An 18,141-nucleotide genomic window follows, 5' to 3' on the forward strand; every position below is an offset into this window, starting at 1 on the left:
ACCCCGGTCGCACACTGAGGACATGAGCGCACCCGAGGCACGTCTCGTCGTCGTGGACGACGAGCCCAACATCCGCGAGCTGCTGTCCACGTCCCTGCGTTTCGCCGGGTTCGAGGTCCACGCCGCCGGTGACGGGAACGGGGCGCTGCAGCTCGTCCGCGACGTCGAGCCCGACCTCGTCGTGCTCGACGTGATGCTGCCCGACATGGACGGCTTCACCGTGACCCGCCGCATGCGCTCCACCGGCCGGCACACCCCCGTGCTGTTCCTCACCGCCCGCGACGACACGCAGGACAAGGTGCAGGGGCTCACCGTCGGCGGGGACGACTACGTCACGAAGCCGTTCAGCCTGGAGGAGGTCGTGGCGCGCATCCGCGCGGTGCTCCGCCGGACGCACGCGGGCGAGCCCGAGGACGACGCCGTCCTGCGCGTCGGCGACCTGGAGCTCGACGAGGACTCGCACGAGGTCCGCCGCGCCGGCGTCGAGATCGACCTGTCCCCCACCGAGTTCAAGCTGCTGCGCTACCTCATGCTCAACGCCGGCCGCGTGCTGTCCAAGGCGCAGATCCTCGACCACGTGTGGCAGTACGACTGGGGCGGCGACGCGAACATCGTCGAGTCCTACATCTCGTACCTGCGCCGCAAGATCGACAACCTCACCGTCACCGGTCCCGACGGCGACGACCTCACGCTGCCGCCGCTCATCCACACCAAGCGCGGCGTCGGCTACCTGCTGCGGGCGCCCCAGGCGCCGCGATGAGCGCGCCCACGCCGGGCGCGCCGGGGACGGCGGACGCGACGACCCCGCCGGTGACCGGCACGACGGCGGACGGCCGGGCCCTTCCCGCCGACCCGCGGTCCACGACCGACCCGCCCGCCGCGACGCCGCCCGGCCGGTCCGGGCGCTGGACGTGGCTGGAGCGGCTGCCGCTGCTCACCCGCCTCGTCGTGATCACGGTGCTCGTGCTGGCCGCCGGCCTCATCCTCGCGGCGGTCGTGACGCGCACCGTCGTCTCGACGTACCTGGTCGACCAGGTGGACCAGCAGCTGCGGCAGTCCGCCCAGGGGGTCGCGAACCTCACCCTGCGGCAGTCGGAGTCCCCCACCTCCGGCCCGCCCACCGACTACGTCGTCATCTTCCGGGACTCGACCGGCGAGGTCAGCAGCGACCCGATCGGCTGGACCCCCAACATCGAGAAGTACGGCACCCCGGACATCCCGGTCGAGACGTACAGCGAGGTCCACGACCGGCACGGCGAGCCGTTCACCGTCGAGGGGTCGGGGGGCACGACGCCGACGCAGTGGCGGGTCGCGTCCCTCGCCGACCCGACGAACCAGGTGATCGCGTACGTCGCCTACCCCCTGGCGAACGTGCAGCACACGGTCGCCTACCTCACGCGCTCGCTGCTGTTCTCGGCGCTCGGCATCGTCATCCTCGGCGGGGCGATCTCCTTCCTGCTGGTGCACCGGTCGCTGCGACCGCTGCGCCGGATCGAGGCGACGGCGGCGGAGATCGCCGCGGGCGACCTGTCGCAGCGCGTCCCCGAGCGCCCGACGTCGACCGAGGTGGGCTCGCTGTCCGCGTCGCTGAACACGATGCTGGCGCAGATCGAGCGCGCGTTCTCCGCCCAGGAGGAGTCGGAACGTCGCATGCGCCGGTTCGTCTCCGACGCGAGCCACGAGCTCCGCACGCCGCTGGCGACGGTCAAGGGCTACGGCGAGCTGTACCGGCTCGGTGCGCTCGACACGCCCGCCAAGGTGGACGACACCATGGGGCGCATCGAGGACTCGGCGCGCCGGATGAGCACGCTGGTCAACGACCTCCTGGTGCTCGCCCGGCTCGACGAGGGCCGGCCGATGCGCCACGAGCCCGTGGACCTCGGGGCGATGGCCCGCGACGCGGCCCAGGACCTGCACGCCCTCGACCCGACGCGCGAGGTCACGGTGACCGGGCTCGGCCCGGGCGCGCCCGCGCCGTCCGGCGTCGTCGTCACCGGCGACGGTGACCGCCTGCGCCAGGTGCTGACCAACCTCGTGGGGAACGTGGCGAGGCACACACCGGCCGGCTCGCCGGCCGAGCTGGCGGTGGGCCGGGCGCCAGACGGCGGCGCCGTCGTCGAGGTGCGCGACCACGGCCCGGGCATCACGCCGGAGCAGTCGAGCCGCGTGTTCGAGCGCTTCTACCGCGCCGACTCGTCGCGGAACCGGGAGTCCGGCGGCTCCGGGCTGGGGATGGCGATCGTCGCGGCGATCGTCGGCGCGCACCAGGGCCACGTGTCGGTGAGCGAGACGCCCGGCGGCGGGATGACGGTGCGAGTTCTTCTCCCGTCGGCGGACGGCTACGATGGCGCGTCGTCCTCCTCCACCTGACCGGAATGCCGACCAGCAGGCGTGGCCGGCACCCTGCCCGCGGTGCGATGTCGCCCCCCGGTCGTAGTCTGACGAGGAGGAGGACAGTCCGAGTCCGACGACCGAAGGTCTGATTGCGATGGGCGTCATGAGCGCCGACGCGCCCCAGTGGTTCCTCTCCGCGTTCGTCCGCACCTGTCACGGTGCGGGAGCGACCGCCGACGACGCGGAGATCCGCTCCGTCGGGGAGGACCTCATCGACCGGTGGTCCGCCCCGGAGCGGCACTTCCACAACCTGCGCCACCTGGCCGACGTCCTGCACCGCGTGGACGAGCTGTCCCAGGAGACGCACGAGCCCGACCTGGTGCGCCTCGCGGCCTGGTACCACGGCGCGGTGTTCGACGCGACGCGCAAGGTCGCCCAGGCGAACCAGGGCGGCGAGCAGACCACGGTGAGCGCCAACCTCGCCCGCACGCAGCTCACCCAGCTGGGCCTGCCGGACGCCGCGGTGGAGCGCACCGCGCGGCTCGTCGACTCGATCGACCGGCACAAGCCGCTGCCCGACGACGTCGACTCGGCGGTGCTCAACGACGCCGACCTCGCGATGCTGGCGGCCGAACCGCAGCGCTACAAGGCGTACATGGCGAACGTGCGGGCGGAGTACTCGCACATCCCGCTGCCCGACTACCTCGACGCCCGCGTCCGCGTGCTCACCAAGCTGCTGCAGCGCCCGTCGCTGTACTTCAGCCCGATGGGTGCGGCGTGGGAGGAGGCGGCCCGGCAGAACCTCGACGGCGAGCTGCACCGGCTGCTCAAGGAGCGGCGCCTGCTCGAGGAGAAGCCGGCCTCCTGACCCTCTCCCGGCCCGGTTCTCCACAGCCTGTGGACGACGGCGTCCGCGCGCGCCGCACCCTCCGTAACGTCGTCGTCGGCAACCCCGCAGGGGGCACGGCGACGAAGGAGGACACGTGCGGTACGAGGTCGACAGCGAGCGGGTGGCGCAGGCGAGCGCGGCGGTGAACGGTTCCGTGGCGGCGATCCGCTCCGAGGTGGGGGCGATGATGCGGCACCTGCAGGACCTGCAGTCCAGCTGGCACGGCGGCGCGGCCACCCAGTTCGCGGGAGTCATGGGTCAGTGGCAGGCCACGCAGACCCAGGTCGAGGCGGCGCTCGACGCGGTGACGGCGGCCCTGTCGTCGGCGTCGCGCACCTACGCGGACGCCGAGGCCCAGGCCACGCGGCTCTTCACGGCCCGCTGAACCGGACGGGGGCGTCCCGCGTCGTGCGGGGCGCCCTCAGCCGCGTCCGGGCGTCACGGCGGTCCCCGCGCGCTGGGCGGCGAGCGACCACACCTGCGCCAGGGGCGCGAACCCGTCCTGGCCGTCGGCATCGCGGAACACCTCGACCCAGCGCCCGATCGACGCCTGCCAGGCCACGTTGGCCGGGTCGTCGTCGAGCGCGGCGATCGCGGCGTCGAAGTCGTCGCAGTCGACGACGTGGAAGAGCCGCTCGCCCGAGCGCCAGATCGTCCACCCGTGGATGCCCACCCGGGCGAACGCGGCGTCGAGGTCGGCGGGGATGGCGGCGTGCTCGACGCGGTAGTCGTCGACGGCGCCCGGCCGCAGGACCGAGTGCAGGGCGACGATCATGAGCGGCCCCCAGGTTCACGGTGCACGACCCGGATCCTCCGGGCACCCACGACGCCGTGTCAACCGCCGGACGCACGACGGGCCCCCACCCCGCAGGGTGAGGGCCCGTCGTCGAACCGTCAGGCTCTGGCCGGACTCCGGATCAGAAGTCCATGCCGCCCATGCCACCGTCGCCGGCGGGCGCGGCCGAGGCCGGCTCCGGCTTGTCGGCCACGACGGCCTCGGTGGTGAGGAACAGCGCGGCGATCGACGCGGCGTTCTGCAGCGCGGAGCGCGTGACCTTGACCGGGTCGTTGACGCCCGCGGCCAGCAGGTCCTCGTACACGCCGGTCGCGGCGTTGAGGCCCTCGCCGGCGGGGAGGTTCTTGACCTTCTCCGCCACGACGCCGCCCTCGAGGCCGGCGTTGATCGCGATCTGCTTCAGCGGGGCCGAGACGGACGCGGCGACGATCTGCGCGCCGATCGCCTCGTCACCCTCGAGCTCCAGCTTCGGGAACGCGGCGGCGCCCGCCTGGATGAGAGCCACGCCACCACCGGCGACGATGCCCTCCTCGACCGCGGCCTTGGCGTTGCGGACGGCGTCCTCGATGCGGTGCTTGCGCTCCTTGAGCTCCACCTCGGTGGCCGCACCGGCCTTGATGACGGCGACGCCGCCGGCCAGCTTGGCGAGGCGCTCCTGCAGCTTCTCGCGATCGTAGTCGGAGTCCGACTTCTCGATCTCGGAGCGGATCTGGGCGACGCGGCCCGAGATGAGCTCGGCGTCGCCCGAGCCCTCGACGATCGTGGTCTCGTCCTTGGTCACGACGACCTTGCGCGCCTGGCCCAGCAGGTCGAGGGTCGCGTTCTCCAGCTTGAGGCCCACCGTCTCGGTGATGACCTGGCCGCCGGTGAGGATCGCGATGTCCTGCAGCATGGCCTTGCGGCGGTCGCCGAAGCCCGGGGCCTTGACGGCGACGGACTTGAAGGTGCCGCGGATCTTGTTCAGCACGAGGGTGGCCAGGGCCTCGCCCTCGACGTCCTCGGCGATGATCAGCAGCGAGCGGCCGGACTTCATGACCTGGTCGAGCACCGGCAGCATGTCCTTGACGTTCGAGATCTTCGACTCGACGATCAGGACGTACGGGTCCTCGAGGACGGCCTCCTGGCGCTCCGGGTCCGTCTCGAAGTAGCGGGCGAGGAAGCCCTTGTCGAAGCGCATGCCCTCGGTGAGCTCGAGCTCGAGGCCGAAGGTGTTCGACTCCTCGACGGTGATGACGCCTTCCTTGCCCACCTTGTCGAGGGCCTCGGCGATGAGCTCGCCGATCGCGGGGTCACCGGCGGAGATCGCGGCGGTGGCGGCGATCTGCTCCTTGGTCTCGATGTCGACGGCGGCGTTGAGCAGCTGCTCGGTGACGGCCTCGACGGCCTTCTCGATGCCGCGCTTGACGGCGATCGGGTTGGCGCCGGCGGCGACGACCCGCAGGCCCTCCTTGACGAGCGCCTGGGCGAGCACGGTGGCGGTGGTGGTGCCGTCACCCGCGACGTCGTCCGTCTTCTTGGCGACCTCCTTGACGAGCTCCGCGCCGATCTTCTCGTACGGGTCGTCGAGGTCGATCTCCTTGGCGATGGAGACACCGTCGTTGGTGATCGTGGGGGCGCCCCACTTCTTGTCCAGGACGACGTTGCGGCCCTTGGGGCCGAGCGTGACCTTCACGGTGTCGGCGAGCTGGTTGAGCCCGCGCTCCATGCTCCGACGAGCTTCCTCGTCGAACGCGATGATCTTGGCCATGGGGACTGATCCTCCGCTGGTGGCTGAGATGGCCGGCCGGCGCCCGCGACGGACGACCCACCCCGCGGCGTTCAGGTCACGCGCACGCGGAGGGTCTCACCGAACGACCCGAATGCTTCACCCGCGGCCCAGGAGAACGCCGCCCCGGGAGGCGGCTGTCACTCACAGGCCGAGAGTGCTAAGCCATTATTGGCACTCTCGGGTGGCGAGTGCAAGACGTTCGCCGAGGGCGTGCACCACCCGGGGACGACGAAGGCCGGCACCCCGGACGCGTCCCTGCGTCCTGGGTGCCGGCCTGTCACGGTCGACGGCGTGGCCTACGGCGCGGTCAGAGCGGGCGGACCTGCTCGGCCTGCGGCCCCTTCTGCCCCTGGCCGACCTCGAACTCGACGCCCTGGCCCTCGTCCAGGGTGCGGTACCCGTCGGTCTGGATGGCGCTGTAGTGGACGAACAGGTCCTGCCCGCCTGCGGCCGGGGTGATGAACCCGAACCCCTTCTCCGCGTTGAACCACTTGACGGTGCCCTGGGCCATGTACCTCTCCTTGTGCTACTCGGCCGCAGGGCAGGCACCCCACGGTGAGGGGGAGCCTAGTAGCGGCGATCGCGGCAAGGGAAGCACCGATGTCCGGAATGTCGGCATCCGAGATTCCTGACGTGCGACGACGGTCAGCCCACGGGCGACTTGAGGACCACCCAGACGGCCTGCTCGCTGGCCGTGACGTCGTCGGACTCCTGCACGTTCGCCGGGTCGACGCCGAGCGCCTCGGCGACGGCGCTGGCCGTGTCCGCGCGGTCCGCGCCGTACAGGACGGTCGTCTCCTCGTAGACGCCCTTCAGCGTGTCCGGCGCGTCCGTGGCCGCGACGTCGACGAACCCGCCGTCGCTCGAGAGGACGCCCTGACCGGCCGCGGCCTGGCCCTGGCCCGCACCGTCGTTGTAGACGACGACGGACGCCTCGAGGTTCGCGGCCGCCGGGTCGCCGGGCAGCTCGGTCGCCGTGTCGGAGGCGTCGTCGCCGGGCTCCTCGTCGGCCGGGTCCTCGCTCGCCTCGCCGTCGGCCGGCGGCTCCTCACCCTCGGCGTCGGCGGAGGCGGAGGCCTCGGGCTCGGCGCCGGCGCCCGCGGTCTGCTCGGCGGCAGGGGGCGTCGCGGGGTCGCCGTCGTCCGACAGGAAGGAGACGATGCCGACCGCGAGCCCGCCGCACACGACGACGATCAGCAGGAACGGCCACACCGAGCTCCACCCGCTGCGCGGCTCACGATGCACACCGACCGGCGTGCCCTCGGGCCCGCGGACGTCGAACTCGTCGGGCGGGTAGGGGTAATGGCTCTTGCTCACGGCGGACAGGGTAGCCGTTCCGGGCGTCCGCCCGTCCAGGCCGCTCTCAGCGAGCCCTTGGCCTGCCGGTCCGCCCGGGTCGCGGGCGCGTCGTCAGCCCTGACCGTCGGAGAGGCGCCGCGCGGAGCGAGCCCGCTGGCGCGTGGACCGCATCCGGCGCAGCCGCTTGACGAGCATGGGGTCGTGGGCGAGCGCCGCCGGCGAGTCGATGAGGGCGTTCAGCACCTGGTAGTAGCGCGTCGCCGACAGGCCGAACAGCTCGCGCACCGCCTGCTCCTTCGCCCCGGCGTACTTCCACCACTGCCGCTCGAAGGCGAGGATCTCGCGGTCGCGGTCGGAGAGGTCGCCGTCCGACGACGTCGCGGCCGATGCCGCGGACGACTCGGTCGCCGTCGTGCCCGACGCCTCCGGGTCCGGCTGGACCTCCTGGACCAGGATCTCGCTCATGGCGTCCCAGTATGGCGCGTCCGCGCGCCGGTCCCGACGACGTCGCCCCGCGCGCCGCGATCCCGCGACCTGTCGGGCCAGGACCATCGCAACGTGCCCTTGGCCCTGACGACTCGCGGGCGGGGTGCGCTAGCGTCGCGGCGTGGACACCCCGACGACGACCGGCCCCGGCACGACGACGCAGGAGCGGCCGCCGCTCGACCAGGTCATGGCGCCCGACTGGGCCGCCGCGCTGGCCGACGTCGAGCCGCAGATCCACGCGATGGGCGACTTCCTGCGCGCCGAGGTCGCCGCGGGACGCACGTACCTGCCGGACGGTGCGCACATCTTCGCCGCGTTCTCACGCCCCCTCGCCGACGTGCGCGTGCTCGTCGTCGGGCAGGACCCGTACCCCACGCCCGGACACCCATGGGGCTGTCGTTCTCCGTCCAGCCGCAGGTGCGGCCCGTGCCCAAGTCGCTCGTCAACATCTACTCCGAGCTCGCCGAGGACGTCGGTGTGCCGACGCCGTCGAACGGCGACCTGCGCCCCTGGGCCGACCAGGGCGTCATGCTGCTCAACCGCGTGCTCACCGTGCGGCCCGGCACCCCGGCGTCGCACCGCGGCAAGGGGTGGGAGCAGGTCACCGAGGCCGCGATCAAGGCGCTCGTGGCCCGCGGAGGGCCGCTCGTCGCGATCCTGTGGGGCCGCGACGCCGCGTCGCTCAAGCCGTGGCTGGGCGACGTCCCGACCGTCGAGAGCGCGCACCCCAGCCCGCTCTCCGCGTACCGCGGCTTCTTCGGGTCCCGCCCGTTCTCCCGCGTCAACGCGCTGCTCGAGGAGCAGGGCGGGACGCCGGTGGACTGGCGCCTCGCCTGACGGCGTTCGGACCGCCGGGGCCGGTCCGGCGTCGTCGCCCCGAGCGCCCACCGCCGCGCGAGGAGCACAATGGCGGACGTGACCACGCAGGACTCCACCCCGACCCCTGACGGCACGACCCCTCGCGCCGCCCCCTCCTCCGTCCCCCCGTGGACGCGCTACGTCGCGATCGGCGACTCGTTCAGCGAGGGCCTGTGGGACCCGTACCCGTACGACGACGGCACGCCGGCCCCGGCGGGCACGGAGTCGGCGGCGAAGCAGCGCGGTTGGGCCGACCGGCTCGCCGGCGCACTGTCCACCCGCCGCACCGCTGCCGGCGCGCCCGGGATGGAGTACGCGAACCTCGCCATCCGCGGCCGGCTGCTGCGCCACATCCTGGACGAGCAGGTCGACGTCGCGCTGGAGATGCAGCCCGACCTGGTGTCGTTCGTCGGCGGCGGCAACGACATCCTGCGCCCGCAGGCCGACATCGACGTGCTCTCGGCCCGCCTGGAGCAGGGCGTGGCGACGATCCGCGCGACGGGCGCCGACGTCCTCCTCGGCACGGGCTTCAAGGCGGGCGCCGGGCTGAGCTGGACCCGCGGCCGCGTGGGCCAGTACAACGCGAACATCTGGACCATCGCGCGCAAGCACGGCGCGCACGTGCTGGACCTGTGGGGACTCGACCCCCTGTTCGACCTGCGCATGTGGGCCGACGACCGCATCCACCTCACCCCCGAGGGGCACCGCCGCGTCGCCGACGCCGCGCTCGTCGGCCTCGGCCAGGCGCCGGACGACCCCGACTACGCCGTCGCGCTCGACCCCCTGCCGCCGCAGGCGTTCGTCGAGCGGGCCCGCGCCAACGCGCAGTGGGCGCGCACGCACGTCGTCCCCTGGGTGCAGCGCCGGATCAAGCACACCTCCAGCGGCGACGGCCGCGCGCCGAAGTGGGGCGAGCCCACGGGCTGGCCCCCGCCCTCCGCGAGATAGAGAACCCCGAGCGCGAGATAGAGAACCCTGGACGGGGCCGCAACCGGTTGCGGCCCCGTCCAGGGTTTCTCTATCTCGCGCTCGGGGTTCTCTATCTCGCGGGAGTGGAGCCGCCTGTCGGATTCGAACCGACGACCTTCCGTTTACAAGACGGGAGCTCTACCAGCTGAGCTAAGGCGGCGGGAGCGCGGCACAGCCTACCGGGGCGGGTAGGCCGTGCCGCGCGGCGGTCAGCTGCCGGCGGCCGCGGTGACGGCCTGGCCCAGGGCGCCCTGGGTGCCCCAGTCGCCGAAGACCTCGCCGTCGACGAGGACGGTCGGCGTGCCGAACGAGCCCGACTGCGGGTTCTGCAGCGCCTCGTCGGAGGTCGCCTCCTGCGTCGCCGAGTGGACGTACTGGCCGAACGTCTGGCGGGCGGTGCCGTCCTCGATGGCGGTCGCGACGTCGGCGGGCGCCCCCGCCTCCTCGGCGTACGACGCGAGCTGCTCGTCCGACAGCCCCTCGGTGTTCTCGGCCGGCTGGTTGGTGAACAGCGCCGCGTGGAACGCCGGGAACGCCTCGGGGGCCTTGTCGGCGACGTAGGCCGCGGCCGAGGCCGCGCGCGTCGAGTAGTCGGTGCCGGCGGACAGCCGGTCGAGGATCGACACGGGGTGGTAGACGACGGTCGCGTCGCCGGCCGCGACCATCTCGTCGATGTCGCCGGCGTTGGTCTGCTCGAACTGGCCGCACACGGGGCACATGTAGTCGAGGTAGACGTCGATGACGGGCGCGTCGGCGTTCTCGGTGCCCGCGGCGTTGTCGGCGCCGACGGGGATGCCGCCGTTCTCCTGCGCCGTCGAGGGCATCGTCACCTCCGCCAGGGGGACGTCCTCGACGTTGTTCTTCGCGCCCTGCTGCAGGATCATCCAGACCACGACGCCGAGCGCGACGAGCGCGACGGCGAGCACGGACAGGGTGATGATCCGGTTGCGCCGGTCGCGCTGCTGCTCCTTCTCGCGCAGGGCGAGCGCCTCGGCGCGCGCCGCGTCACGACGCTGCGCCTTCGTCATGTTCGGGTTCTTCGTCGACATCGTGTCCTCGAGGATCTCGGGAGGGCGGGGCGGCGCGGCAGCGCCGGACGGGGCGAAGCCTACCCGCGGCACCTGGACGTTCGCCGGGAATGTCCTGCCGGGCCGACCGACGGCGAGCGCGAGGAGTCAGAGGAGATCGGGGGGCCCGCTGATGGGCCACCACTCGATCGTCGGGTCGGAGAGCACGGGTGCGACGAGGATCACCGTCAGCACCAGGCAGACGGTCACGACGACGGCGGCGCCGACGCGGCCCGGGGCGATCTTCCCGAGGATGATGCGGCCGCCCTCGCGCGCGGTGCCGCCCGCCGGCCCGAACCACGTGGCCAGGAGCGCGACGACCATCACCCCCGCCAGGACGCCGTTGAACACGATGCCCTCGTTCATCCCGCCCTGGGAGCGCGCCTCCAGGTCGTCGCGGGGCAGCACGATGAGGTGGCCCGCGCCGAACAGCCACCAACCGGCCAGCAGCGTCAGCAGCCCGGCGCACGCGCCGACCAGCACCGCGGGGATCGACCCGAGCACGCCGAGGAGAGCGTGCCAGGGGAACAGCAGCGTGCCGACGAAGCCGTCGGAGCGGCGGACGCCCTTGTGCTCGCGCCGCGAGTGCAGCCGGTCGCCCGACGTCGCGACGGCGCGGCACACGAGGACGAGCGCGACGAGCGCGCCGAACCCGATGAGCGGACGGGTGGCCGCGAGGGCGACCAGCGGCAGCGCGACGGCGACGGCGGTCCCGGTGCGCCGTCGGTGCACGGGACGCACGTACGGGCCGGGGGGCTCGGGCGGCAGCTCCTCGACCAGCTGGTCGTAGCCCTTGTAGCGGACGTCGCCGACCGGGATGGCACGCGTGGCGCCGTCCTGCGCCTGCAGCCGGTCGCGCTCCAGGGCGGTCATGGTCTGCGTGGGGTCGTCGGCGTCGGCCGGCGTGGCGGGGGCGGACGTGGTGGGACGGTCCGGCGCGACGGGCGGCGGGGGCGGCGGCGTGCCCGGCCCACCGCCAGGGGCGACGGGGACGGCACCGGTCGGGGGGTACGACGCCGGGGCCGCGGCGGCCGCGACGACCTGCGTCGGCAGCCCCACCCGCTGGGTCGCGGCCGCCTGCGACTCGGTGGACTGCGCGATGCGCTGCGTGGCGTCCGGCGAGGCCCAGGGGTCGGGCGCGCCGCCCAGGGCGTCGTCGAGGTCCCGACGCAGGGCGCGCGCCACCTCGGTGGGGCCCCAGCGGAGCGCCGGGTCGGCCTGGAGCGCTCCCGCGAGCGCCCGCGCCGTGCGGGGCGGTACGCCGTGCAGGTCCGGCCTCCCCTCCCGGGAGCGGCGCAGCACCAGCTCGGTGGGACGGACGCCGAACGGCGAGCGGCCGGTGGCGGCGAACGACAGCAGGGCGGCCCAGCTCCACCAGTCGGTCTCCGCGACGGGCGCGCCGCCGTCGAGCAGCTCGGGCGCGATGTAGCCGGGGGTGCCCATGACGAACCCCGCGGACGTGGTCCGGGTGTCGCCCGGCCCCTGCGCGATGCCGAAGTCGATGAGCACCGGGCCCTGCGCGGTGATCATCACGTTCGAGGGCTTGAGGTCGCGGTGCACCACGCCCGCGTCGTGCACGGCCTCGAGGGCGGCGGCGAGCTGGTCGGCGAGGGAGAAGACGTCGGCGGCGTCGAGCGGGCCGCGCTCGTCCACCTCCTCCTCAAGGGTGACGCCGTCCACCAGCTCCGTCACGACGAACGCGTACGGGCCCTCCAGCTCGGCGTCGAGCACCTGCGCGACGGCGGGGTGCCGCAGCCGCTGCAGCGCCGCGGCCTCGCGCCGGAGCCGTTCGCGCCCGGCGGGGTCGGCGTCGACGTGCGCGTGCAGCACCTTGAGCGCCACGCGGCCACCGCCGCCGTCGACCGCCTCGTAGACGGCGCCCATCGCGCCGCTCCCGAGCGCCCGCACGACCGTGTACCCGCCGACCTCCGCGCCCTCGGCGAGGCCGCCGTCCCGGGTCCGGGAGACGCGCGGCGGGTGGTCCGACGACGTGCCGCCGCGCACCGTGCCGTCCTGCCTGCTGCCGTTCTGCCCGCCGCCGCCGTCGTCGCCGCGCGGGGCCGACGGCGGGCCGGGCACGGGGTTGCGCCCCGGGACCTGCATCGCGTCGACCTCACCCATGGGGCACACCGTATCGGGCCGGACCTCCCGGGGCGCGCCGTGCCGCGCGGGTCCGCGAGAGGTCACCGCCGGGTCGTGCGCAGGTCGCGGGCCGGTCGGGGAGCGCTCGCGCGTCCCGCTGCGGCCGGGACGAAACGGGTGACGTCGCGCCGCGCCGGGGCGAGGGCGTGGCCACGTCGGTACCCTGTCCGGGGAGGACGTCGTCCTTTCGCAGCCCTCCGGAGTCCTTGATGGATTCCTGGCAGAACCCGTGGAGAGAGGTCCCTTGACAGGCAAAGGTTCGTCAAGCAGCCATCGTCGGAAGGGCGACGGGTACGACCTCGTCGTCGTCGCCAACCGGCTCCCGGTCGACTTCACCGTCGACGCCGACGGCGAGGTGGACTGGCACCGCTCCCCCGGCGGCCTCGTCACGGCCCTCGAGCCGGTCATGCGGGAGGCGGACGGCGCGTGGGTCGGCTGGTCCGGCGCCCCCGACCTCGAGCACGAGCCCTTCGAGGCCGACGACATGCTGCTGGTGCCCGTCACGCTCAGCAGGGCGGAGATCGAGCGGTACTACGAGGGGTTCTCCAACGACACCCTCTGGCCGCTGTACCACGACGTCATCTCGCCCCCGACCTACCACCGGCAGTGGTGGGACGCCTACCGCCGCGTCAACCGCCGGTTCGCCGAGGCCGCGGCCGCGCAGGCGGCGGAGAACGCGGTCGTGTGGGTGCACGACTACCAGCTCCAGCTGGTGCCGAAGATGCTCCGCGAGCTGCGCCCCGACCTGCGCATCGGGTTCTTCGACCACATCCCGTTCCCCGCGGTGGAGCTGTTCCAGCAGCTGCCGTGGCGCACGCAGATCGTCGAGGGCCTGCTGGGCGCCGACCTCATCGGCTTCCAGCGCGGCGGCGACGCCTCGAACTTCGTGCGCTCGGTCCGGCGGCTCACGAAGCACACCACGCGCGGGCCGATCATCACGGTCGCGGAGGAGGACGGGCGCCCCGCCCGGCACGTGCGCGCCGCCGCGTTCCCCATCTCGATCGACTCCCACCACTTCGACGCGCTCGCCCGCGAGCCCGAGGTGCAGGCCCGCGCGAAGGAGATCCGCGCCGACCTGGGCGACCCGAAGGTGATGATGCTGGGCGTCGACCGCCTGGACTACACCAAGGGCATCCGGCACCGCATCAAGGCGTACGGCGAGCTGCTGCAGGACGGCCGGCTCGACGTCGAGCACTGCACGCTGGTGCAGGTCGCGAGCCCGAGCCGCGAGAACGTCGGGGCCTACCAGGACCTGCGCGAGCACGTCGAGGGGCTCGTGGGCCGCATCAACGGCGAGTTCGGCGAGCTCGGACACTCCGCCATCCACTACCTCCACCACTCCTACCCGCCCGACGAGATGGCCGCCCTGTACCTCGCGGCCGACGTCATGCTCGTCACGTCGTTGCGCGACGGCATGAACCTCGTGGCGAAGGAGTACATCGCGGCGCGCTCGGACGAGCAGGGGGTGCTGGTGCTGAGCGAGTTCACCGGCGCCGCCGACGAGCTGGCCCCCGGCCCGCTGCTGGTCAACCCGCACGACATCGACGGGATGAAGGACACCATCGTCGCGGCGGCGCACATGCCCGCACGCGAGCAGCGGCGGCGGATGCGCCGGCTGCGCCGCAAGGTGATGGCCGACGACGTCGCGAAGTGGTCCGAGACGTTCCTCGGCGTGCTCACCGCCGTGCCGGCCCGGTCGAGCCGCGGGTGAACGGGCCTCGGGTGCCCGGGCAGCAGGAGTCCGGGCAGCAGGAGTCCGGGCAGCAGGAGTCCGGACGGCGGGTGAGCGGGCCCGCGCCGGGCGGGGACGAGGCGGCCGTGGCCGCGGTGCTCGCGTTCGCCGGCCGGCCCGACCAGGCGACACCGCGGGTCGCGCGGCTCGTCGCGCTCGACTTCGACGGGACGCTCGCGCCCCTCGTCGACGACCCCTCGGCCTCGACGATGACGCCGGCCGCCCGCGCGGCCGTGGACCGGCTCGCCGCGCTCGCGGCGCGGCCGGCGCCGCCCGGGGGCGACGAGCTGCGCCTCGCCCTCGTCTCGGGCCGCAACCTCACGGACCTCGCCGCCCGGTCGGCGGCACCGGCGGGCACGTACCTGGTCGGAAGCCACGGCGCGGAGACCGGACGGGTCTCCGCCCACGGGGTCGACGCCGTGCCGCTGCGCCTCACCGAGGCGCAGGCGGACACCCTGGAGCGGTTGCGCGAGGGGCTGCAGGACGCCGTGGACGGGCGGCGCGGCGCATGGGTGCAGGACAAGCCGAGCGCCGCCGTCCTGCACACCCGGCTCAGCGGGCCGGACGACGCCCGCGCGGCCGCGGCCGACGCCGACGCGGTGGCCGCCCGGCTCGGCCTGCACGCGATGCACGGCAAGGACGTGGTCGAGATCGCCGTCGTCCCCACGTCCAAGGGGGTCGCCGTGGAGCGGCTGCGCGAGGAGCTGGAGGAGGGAGACGACCGGCTCCGCGGGCTCGTGCTGTACGCCGGCGACGACACCACCGACGAGGCGGCGTTCGAGGTGCTCGGGCCGGCCGACCTGGGGGTCAAGGTGGGTGCCGGGCCGACGCTCGCGACCGAGCGCGTGGCGGACGCGGACGCCCTCGCCGCCCTCCTGGAGCGCCTCGCGGACGCGCTCGAGGGCTGACGGACAACTCTTTCCGAGCGGCCGCGAGGCCCTGACCTGGGCTGTGTCAGAACTCACGCCCGGGGCATGTACGATCATCCCGGCGCACCGATCCGAGGCCGTCCGGCCGAGGCCCGGAGCGCACGACAACAGAATGTGTCACCGCCGACACGCCAGCGTGAAAGCAACGGCACCCACCCACAACGGATCGTCCGGCACGTACCTGCCGGTGGAGGGATTGCAACCATGGCTACGGTCACCTTCGACCACGCGACGCGCATCTACCCGGGCACGGAGCGCCCGGCCGTCGACCAGCTCAACCTGCACGTCGAGGACGGCGAGTTCCTCGTCCTGGTCGGCCCCTCGGGCTGCGGCAAGTCCACCTCGCTGCGCATGCTCGCCGGCCTGGAGGACGTCAACGGCGGCAGCATCCTCATCGGCGACCGCGACGTCACGGACGTCCAGCCGAAGGACCGCGACATCGCGATGGTGTTCCAGAACTACGCGCTGTACCCGCACATGTCGGTGGCGGACAACATGGGCTTCGCGCTGAAGATCGCCGGCACCCCCAAGGCCGAGATCCGCCAGCGTGTCGAGGAGGCCGCCAAGATCCTCGACCTCACCGAGTACCTCGACCGCAAGCCGAAGGCGCTCTCCGGTGGTCAGCGCCAGCGCGTCGCCATGGGCCGCGCGATCGTGCGCCAGCCGCAGGTGTTCCTCATGGACGAGCCGCTGTCGAACCTCGACGCCAAGCTCCGCGTCCAGACCCGTACGCAGATCGCGTCGCTGCAGCGCCGCCTCGGCGTCACGACCGTCTACGTGACGCACGACCAGACCGAGGCGCTCACCATGGGCGACCGCATCGCGGTGCTCAAGGGCGGCCTCCTCCAGCAGGTCGGCACGCCGCGCGAGATGTACGACACCCCGGCCAACGTCTTCGTCGCGGGCTTCATCGGCTCGCCGGCGATGAACATCGCCACCTTCAAGGTCGACAACGGCGTGGCCCACGTGGGCGCCGCCCGCGTGCCGCTGGAGCGGTCGACCGTGGAGCAGCTCACCGACGCCGACGGCGGCAAGATCACCATCGGCTTCCGCCCCGAGGCGCTCGAGGTGGTCTCGGACGGCACCGACAACGCGATGCCCGTGGCCGTCAACCTCGTCGAGGAGCTCGGCTCGGACGCCTTCGTCTACGGCACGCTCGTCGGCCCCGCCGCCGAGGAGGCCGAGGTCCGCTCGGGTGCCGGCGACAACCAGGTGATCGTGCGCATCGACCCGCGCAACGTCCCCATGAAGGGCGACACGATCCACGTGACGATCAAGCCGGGCCAGTCGCACCTCTTCTCGGCCGCGACGGGCAACCGCCTCAACTGAGTCAGTGCACCGCCCGAGGGGCGGGTCCGGCGATGCCGGGCCCGCCCCTCGTCGCGTACCCTGACGAGCCGGGCCATCCGCCCTCCGCGCGACATCTGGCCTCCCGCACGACACCTGGAGCGACGTGGAACAGCTGCAGATCACCTCGGCGACGCCGGACTCCGCGCTGCTCGACCTGCCGTGGCGCGCCCCTTTGGCCGAGTGGCCCGCGGACGTGCTCGCCGCCCTCCCCCGCGGTATCTCGCGGCACGTCGTGCGGTTCGTCCGCCTCGACGGACGCGTGCTCGCGATCAAGGAGATCAGCGAGGCGGTCGCGTTCCGCGAGTACGACCTGCTGCGCCAGCTGCGCAAGCTCGAGATCCCGGCCGTGCGCCCCGTGGGCGTGGTGACGGGCCGCCGGGACGACGACGGCGAGCCGCTGGAGGCCGCGCTCGTCACGGAGCACCTCGCGTTCTCGCTCCCCTACCGGGCCGTCTTCAGCCAGGCGCTGCGCCCCGACACCGCGGCGCGCCTCATCGACGCGCTGGCCGTCCTGCTGGTGCGGGTCCACCTGGTCGGCTTCTACTGGGGCGACGTGTCCCTGTCGAACACCCTGTTCCGGCGCGACGCGCACCAGTTCGCCGCCTACCTCGTCGACGCCGAGACCGGCGACCTGCACCGCGAGCTCACCCCCGGTCAGCGCTCCTACGACGTCGACCTCGCCCGCACCAACATCATCGGCGAGCTGTTCGACCTCGAGGCGGGCGAGCTGCTCGACGAGGAGGTCGACGCCATCGCGATCGGCGACGCCCTCGTCTCCCGGTACACGGAGCTGTGGGAGGCGCTCACGGGCGTCGAGTCGTTCGGGTCCGACGAGCGCTGGCGGGTCGCGGCGCGCATCGACCGGCTCAACGACCTGGGCTTCGACGTCGGCGAGCTGTCGATCACCACGGACATCGACGGCACCACCGTCCGCATCCAGCCCCAGGTGGTCGACGCCGGGCACCACTCACGCCGCCTGTTCCGCCTCACCGGCCTGGACGTCCAGGACAACCAGGCCCGGCGGCTCCTCAACGACCTCGACTCCTACGTGGCGGCCACGGACCGCCAGGAGGACGACCCGCAGATGGTGGCGCACGACTGGTCGCAGAACGTCTTCCAGCCGACCATCCGCGCCGTCCCGCGGGAGCTGCGCCGCAAGCTCGAGCCGGCGCAGCTGTTCCACGAGATCCTCGACCACCGCTGGTTCATCTCCGAGCAGGCCGGGCGCGACGTCCCGATGCTCGAGGCCACGGCGTCCTACGTGGAGCACGTGCTGCGCCACCGCCCGGACGAGAAGGCCCTCCTCGGCCTGCCGCCGGGCGAGCCCGACCGCGAGGGCGACGTCGACATCGTCGACATGGGCGCCGGCCCGGACTCCGCCCCGGAGGACGACCACTTCCACCTGTCGACCTGATCCGCGAGATAGAGAACCCCGAGCCGCGAGATAGAGAAGCGGGGGGGGGGGGGGCCCCCGGGGGGGGGGGGGGCCGGCGGGGGGGGGGGGGGGGGGCGGGGGGGGGTG

17 protein-coding genes, 1 tRNA gene and 1 pseudogene are annotated in these 18,141 nt (G+C 73.4%); 10 read left to right on the top strand and 9 right to left on the bottom strand.

Going from position 1 to position 18,141, the window contains the following annotated elements; all coding sequences use genetic code 11:
- Positions 1–22 precede the first annotated feature (22 nt).
- From ACH443_RS19205 to ACH443_RS19220, 4 genes are all read left to right on the top strand, one after another.
- Positions 23–760, top strand: a complete 738-nt coding sequence (locus ACH443_RS19205) for a response regulator transcription factor (protein ID WP_429764313.1) — start codon at positions 23–25, stop codon at positions 758–760.
- Complete coding sequence (locus ACH443_RS19210) at positions 757–2,370, top strand: sensor histidine kinase (RefSeq protein WP_430591215.1); 1,614 nt, start codon at positions 757–759, stop codon at positions 2,368–2,370. The genes ACH443_RS19205 and ACH443_RS19210 overlap by 4 nt, the downstream gene beginning before the upstream one ends.
- Before the next feature lie 127 nt (positions 2,371–2,497).
- Entirely contained in the window at positions 2,498–3,202 is a 705-nt protein-coding gene (locus tag ACH443_RS19215; protein ID WP_429764311.1) for an HD domain-containing protein, read from the top strand.
- A gap of 115 nt (positions 3,203–3,317) precedes the next feature.
- A complete protein-coding gene (locus tag ACH443_RS19220; RefSeq protein WP_429764310.1) occupies positions 3,318–3,608 on the top strand; it encodes a WXG100 family type VII secretion target in 291 nt (96 codons plus the stop codon).
- Positions 3,609–3,644: 36 nt separating this feature from the next.
- Here ACH443_RS19220 and ACH443_RS19225 read toward each other — a convergent pair whose 3' ends face one another.
- The 6 genes from ACH443_RS19225 to ACH443_RS19250 form a co-directional block, all read right to left on the bottom strand.
- Entirely contained in the window at positions 3,645–3,998 is a 354-nt protein-coding gene (locus ACH443_RS19225) for an L-rhamnose mutarotase (protein WP_430591216.1), read from the bottom strand.
- Positions 3,999–4,140: 142 nt separating this feature from the next.
- Positions 4,141–5,766 (bottom strand): chaperonin GroEL, encoded by a 1,626-nt coding sequence (gene groL, locus ACH443_RS19230; protein WP_429764308.1) that lies wholly within the window; start codon positions 5,764–5,766, stop codon positions 4,141–4,143.
- A gap of 328 nt (positions 5,767–6,094) precedes the next feature.
- A complete protein-coding gene (locus tag ACH443_RS19235) occupies positions 6,095–6,298 on the bottom strand; it encodes a cold-shock protein (protein ID WP_429764307.1) in 204 nt (67 codons plus the stop codon).
- 134 nt (positions 6,299–6,432) lie between these two features.
- Complete coding sequence (locus ACH443_RS19240) at positions 6,433–7,104, bottom strand: LytR C-terminal domain-containing protein (RefSeq protein ID WP_430557976.1); 672 nt, start codon at positions 7,102–7,104, stop codon at positions 6,433–6,435.
- 93 nt (positions 7,105–7,197) lie between these two features.
- On the bottom strand, positions 7,198–7,551 hold the full coding sequence (locus ACH443_RS19245) for a DUF3263 domain-containing protein (RefSeq protein ID WP_429764305.1): 354 nt from the start codon (positions 7,549–7,551) through the stop codon (positions 7,198–7,200).
- Positions 7,552–7,680: 129 nt separating this feature from the next.
- Complete coding sequence (locus tag ACH443_RS19250) at positions 7,681–7,878, bottom strand: hypothetical protein (RefSeq protein ID WP_430591242.1); 198 nt, start codon at positions 7,876–7,878, stop codon at positions 7,681–7,683.
- On the opposite strand from ACH443_RS19250, the pseudogene ACH443_RS19255 reads away from it, so the two are divergent.
- Together ACH443_RS19255 and ACH443_RS19260 are read left to right on the top strand one after the other, a co-directional pair.
- Positions 7,805–8,409 (top strand): annotated as a pseudogene (locus ACH443_RS19255) (uracil-DNA glycosylase). The gene ACH443_RS19250 and the pseudogene ACH443_RS19255 sit on opposite strands and share 74 nt — an antisense overlap.
- Before the next feature lie 69 nt (positions 8,410–8,478).
- A complete protein-coding gene (locus ACH443_RS19260; RefSeq protein ID WP_430557975.1) occupies positions 8,479–9,378 on the top strand; it encodes an SGNH/GDSL hydrolase family protein in 900 nt (299 codons plus the stop codon).
- A gap of 105 nt (positions 9,379–9,483) precedes the next feature.
- Here the strand turns inward: ACH443_RS19260 and ACH443_RS19265 are convergent.
- The 3 genes from ACH443_RS19265 to ACH443_RS19275 all read right to left on the bottom strand — a co-directional run bounded on the left by ACH443_RS19265 (position 9,484) and on the right by ACH443_RS19275 (position 12,587).
- A tRNA-Thr gene (locus ACH443_RS19265) sits at positions 9,484–9,559 on the bottom strand.
- Positions 9,560–9,608: 49 nt separating this feature from the next.
- Positions 9,609–10,427 (bottom strand): DsbA family protein, encoded by an 819-nt coding sequence (locus ACH443_RS19270; protein ID WP_430591217.1) that lies wholly within the window; start codon positions 10,425–10,427, stop codon positions 9,609–9,611.
- A gap of 147 nt (positions 10,428–10,574) precedes the next feature.
- Positions 10,575–12,587, bottom strand: a complete 2,013-nt coding sequence (locus tag ACH443_RS19275; protein ID WP_429764302.1) for a serine/threonine-protein kinase — start codon at positions 12,585–12,587, stop codon at positions 10,575–10,577.
- 265 nt (positions 12,588–12,852) lie between these two features.
- Here ACH443_RS19275 and ACH443_RS19280 point away from each other — a divergent pair, with 265 nt between their 5' ends.
- The 4 genes from ACH443_RS19280 to ACH443_RS19295 all read left to right on the top strand — a co-directional run bounded on the left by ACH443_RS19280 (position 12,853) and on the right by ACH443_RS19295 (position 18,033).
- Positions 12,853–14,319, top strand: a complete 1,467-nt coding sequence (locus ACH443_RS19280; protein ID WP_429764301.1) for an alpha,alpha-trehalose-phosphate synthase (UDP-forming) — start codon at positions 12,853–12,855, stop codon at positions 14,317–14,319.
- 11 nt (positions 14,320–14,330) lie between these two features.
- The gene (otsB, locus tag ACH443_RS19285) at positions 14,331–15,248 is read left to right on the top strand and encodes a trehalose-phosphatase (protein ID WP_430591218.1); all 918 of its coding nucleotides are present in this window, start codon (positions 14,331–14,333) and stop codon (positions 15,246–15,248) included.
- Between the two features lie 225 nt (positions 15,249–15,473).
- Positions 15,474–16,598 (top strand): ABC transporter ATP-binding protein, encoded by a 1,125-nt coding sequence (locus tag ACH443_RS19290; RefSeq protein ID WP_429764299.1) that lies wholly within the window; start codon positions 15,474–15,476, stop codon positions 16,596–16,598.
- A 124-nt stretch (positions 16,599–16,722) separates the two neighbouring features.
- Positions 16,723–18,033 (top strand): DUF4032 domain-containing protein, encoded by a 1,311-nt coding sequence (locus tag ACH443_RS19295; protein ID WP_430558045.1) that lies wholly within the window; start codon positions 16,723–16,725, stop codon positions 18,031–18,033.
- Positions 18,034–18,141: the final 108 nt, after the last annotated feature.

The sequence above is a fragment of the Isoptericola sp. NPDC019571 genome (genome assembly GCF_044389385.1).
Classification (GTDB): domain Bacteria; phylum Actinomycetota; class Actinomycetes; order Actinomycetales; family Cellulomonadaceae; genus Isoptericola; species Isoptericola nanjingensis.

What these genes read in the sequence shown, in the direction of transcription:
- ACH443_RS19205 (WP_429764313.1), top strand. Translation starts at nt 23, where the DNA reads ATGAGCGCACCCGAGGCACGTCTCGTCGTCGTGGACGACGAGCCCAAC.
- ACH443_RS19210 (WP_430591215.1), top strand. Translation starts at nt 757, where the DNA reads ATGAGCGCGCCCACGCCGGGCGCGCCGGGGACGGCGGACGCGACGACC.
- ACH443_RS19215 (WP_429764311.1), top strand. Translation starts at nt 2,498, where the DNA reads ATGAGCGCCGACGCGCCCCAGTGGTTCCTCTCCGCGTTCGTCCGCACC.
- ACH443_RS19225 (WP_430591216.1), bottom strand. Translation starts at nt 3,998, where the DNA reads ATGATCGTCGCCCTGCACTCGGTCCTGCGGCCGGGCGCCGTCGACGAC.
- groL (WP_429764308.1), bottom strand. Translation starts at nt 5,766, where the DNA reads ATGGCCAAGATCATCGCGTTCGACGAGGAAGCTCGTCGGAGCATGGAG.
- ACH443_RS19235 (WP_429764307.1), bottom strand. Translation starts at nt 6,298, where the DNA reads ATGGCCCAGGGCACCGTCAAGTGGTTCAACGCGGAGAAGGGGTTCGGG.
- ACH443_RS19245 (WP_429764305.1), bottom strand. Translation starts at nt 7,551, where the DNA reads ATGAGCGAGATCCTGGTCCAGGAGGTCCAGCCGGACCCGGAGGCGTCG.
- ACH443_RS19250 (WP_430591242.1), bottom strand. Translation starts at nt 7,878, where the DNA reads ATGTGCGCACCGTCCGGCAGGTACGTGCGTCCCGCGGCGACCTCGGCG.
- ACH443_RS19260 (WP_430557975.1), top strand. Translation starts at nt 8,479, where the DNA reads ATGGCGGACGTGACCACGCAGGACTCCACCCCGACCCCTGACGGCACG.
- ACH443_RS19270 (WP_430591217.1), bottom strand. Translation starts at nt 10,427, where the DNA reads ATGACGAAGGCGCAGCGTCGTGACGCGGCGCGCGCCGAGGCGCTCGCC.
- ACH443_RS19275 (WP_429764302.1), bottom strand. Translation starts at nt 12,587, where the DNA reads ATGGGTGAGGTCGACGCGATGCAGGTCCCGGGGCGCAACCCCGTGCCC.
- ACH443_RS19290 (WP_429764299.1), top strand. Translation starts at nt 15,474, where the DNA reads ATGGCTACGGTCACCTTCGACCACGCGACGCGCATCTACCCGGGCACG.